General features: G+C 77.0%; 3 protein-coding genes. 1 reads left to right on the top strand and 2 read right to left on the bottom strand.

Going from position 1 to position 2,627, the window contains the following annotated elements:
- Window positions 1–807 (bottom strand): ATP-binding cassette domain-containing protein (locus DZF91_RS25180; protein ID WP_117359713.1); only part of this gene is annotated, 807 nt, incomplete at its 3' end.
- A gap of 106 nt (window positions 808–913) precedes the next feature.
- Between DZF91_RS25180 and DZF91_RS25185 the strand changes: the two genes are divergently transcribed.
- The gene (locus DZF91_RS25185) at window positions 914–1,780 is read left to right on the top strand and encodes a TetR/AcrR family transcriptional regulator (RefSeq protein WP_199486877.1); all 867 of its coding nucleotides are present in this window, start codon (window positions 914–916) and stop codon (window positions 1,778–1,780) included.
- Here the strand turns inward: DZF91_RS25185 and DZF91_RS25190 are convergent.
- Window positions 1,777–2,627 (bottom strand): ATP-dependent helicase C-terminal domain-containing protein (locus DZF91_RS25190; protein WP_328589209.1); only part of this gene is annotated, 851 nt, incomplete at its 5' end. The two genes, DZF91_RS25185 and DZF91_RS25190, sit on opposite strands and share 4 nt — an antisense overlap.

Consider the following 2,627-nt stretch of genomic DNA (forward strand, 5'->3'; position numbering starts at 1 on the left):
GACCGGCGCGGACAGCCGCAGCTCCGCCGGGTCCGCCTCGGGCCGGGCGCCGGTGACGCGCTCGACGGCGGCGGCCGCGGCCGGCAGGTCGCCGGGATCGGCGACCACCACGTCCATGCGGTCGCCGCCCAACTCGGACTTCAGGCCCTCCGGCGTGCCGGACGCGATCACCCGGCCGCGGTCGATCACCGACACCTCGTCGGCGAGCCGGTCGGCCTCCTCCAGGTACTGCGTGGTGAGCAGCACGGTCGTGCCGCCGCCCGCCAGGCCGCGGACGGCCCGCCAGACCTCGGCGCGGGCGCGCGGGTCGAGCCCGGTGGTCGGCTCGTCCAGGAACAGCACGTCGGGGGCGAGCAGCATCCCGGCGGCCAGGTCGAGGCGGCGGCGCATCCCGCCGGAGTAGGTCCCGGCCGGGCGGTCCCCGGCGTCCGCGAGGCCGAAGGACTCCAGCAGCTCGTCGGCCCGGGCCCGGGCGGCGCGGCGGGACAGGTGGGCGAGCCGCCCGAACATCACCAGGTTGCGGCGGCCGGTGAGCACCTCGTCCACGGCGGTGTGCTGGCCGACCAGCCCGATCCGGGCGCGGACGCGGGCGGGCTCCCGCGCGACGTCGTGCCCGGCGACCCGCGCGCTGCCCCCGTCCGGCCGGGTGAGGGTGGCGAGGATCCGGACGGTGGTCGATTTCCCCGCGCCGTTCGGACCGAGCAGCCCGTGCACCGTCCCGGCGCGGACGGCGAGGTACAGCCCGTCCAGCGCGGCGGTGTCGCCGTAGCGCTTGCTCAGTGATCGGGCGAGGACGGCGGTTCCCATGGGGGCCTCCAACTCTGTACAGCGTACGAAGTACAGCATGGCACACTTTCCCGTACGCCGTACAAAGTTTTTCTCCGGACCCGCCGGCCTCTGCGAGGATGGGGACGTGACGACCGAGTACACCGGCGCCGGCGACCCGCGCCGCAGCCTGGAGCTGCTCTGGGGCGCGCGGGACCGGCCGCGCCGGGGCCCGCGCCCGAAGCTGACGCCCGAGCGGATCGTCGGCCGCGCGGTCGAGATCGCCGACGCGGACGGCCTGGAGGCGGTGTCGATCCGCCGGATCGCCGACGACCTCGGCGTCTCGCCCATGTCGATCTACACCTACGTCCCGGGCAAGGCCGAACTGCTGGACGCCATGCTCGACCGCGCGGTCGGGGAGATCACCCCGCCCGGCGACGAGGCGGCCGGATGGCGCGCGCGGCTGGCGCACGTCGCGCGGGAGAACTGGCGGCTCTACCACGCCCATCCGTGGCTGCTGCAGGTGGCGACGGCCCGTCCGCCGCTCGGCCCGAACCTGCTCGACAAGTACGAGACCGAGCTGCGCGCCGTCGAGGGCATCGGACTCACCGACGTGGAGATGGACTCCGCCGTCGCGCTGGTCAACGGGCTGGCCGAGAGCACCGCCCGGACGTCGGTGAACCGCGCGCAGGCCGAGCGGCGCACCGGCCTCACCGACCGGCAGTGGTGGGAGGCGACCGCGCCGTTCCTCGCGGAGCGGGTCGACGGCTCGCGCTACCCCCTCGGCTCCCGGGTGGGCAGCGCGTCCGCCGAAGAGTACGGCTCGGCCGTCGGCCCGGAGCACGCCTTCGAGTTCGGCCTGGCCCGCGTCCTCGACGGAATCGAGGCCCTGATCAGCGCCCGCGCCGACCAGGCTCCGACAGCCGATGAGCACCGCACCGCCGGGCAGTCGGACCAGCGGCGAGCAGGCGGACGAGCGGCGGACGGCCGGACCAGCGGCGGACGGCCGGGCTAGCGCCGGGGGTTGGCGCGGCGGGTCGCGGGCGCCTGCGTGGGGTCGTCCGGCCAGGGGTGGCGCGGGTAGCGGCCCCGCAGTTCCGCCCGGACGGCCCGGTACCCCTCCCGCCAGAACGAGGCCAGGTCGGACGTGACGGCGGCGGGGCGTCCGGCGGGTGACAGCAGGTGCACCACCAGCGGGACGCGGCCGTCCGCGACGCGGGGCGCGGCGTCCCAGCCGAACAGCTCCTGCAGCTTGACCGCGAGCACCGGACGCTCACCCGAGTAGTCCACGCGCACGCGTGACCCGGACGGCACCTCGACGCGCTCGGGGGCGAACTCGTCCAGCCGCGCGGCGCACTCCCAGGGGAGCAGGCCGCGCAGCGCCGAGGCCACGTCGATCCTCGCCAGGTCGGCGCGGCGGCGGGCCCGGGACGCGTCGATCCACGTCCCGGCGTGCTCGGCCAGCGCGGCGTCGTCCACGGCGGGCCACGGTTCGCCCAGTTCGCGGTGGAGGAAGGCGAGCCGTTCGCGCAGCGCCGTCGCCGCGTCCGTCCAGCGGAGCAGCGCCGGGCCCTGCGCGCGCAGGCCGTCCAGCAGCGCGGCGCGCACGAGCTTCGGATCGGGGTCGCGGAGCGGACGCGCCGCCAGCTCGATCGCGCCCAGCCGCTCGACCCGGCGCGCGACGACGTCGCCGTCCCGCCAGACCACCTCCTCGGCCGTGTGCAGCAGGGACGCGGCGGCGCGGCGGGCGACGTCCTCGTCGATCACGACGGCCTGCCGGACCCGCGCCGACGCCGCCCCGGCCGGACGGTCCGCCACGGCGACCGCCAGCCACTCGGCCCGCGCCCCGGCCAGCGCCGACC

The sequence above is a fragment of the Actinomadura logoneensis genome, from assembly GCF_003428695.1.
Taxonomy (GTDB): Bacteria; Actinomycetota; Actinomycetes; order Streptosporangiales; family Streptosporangiaceae; genus Spirillospora; species Spirillospora logoneensis.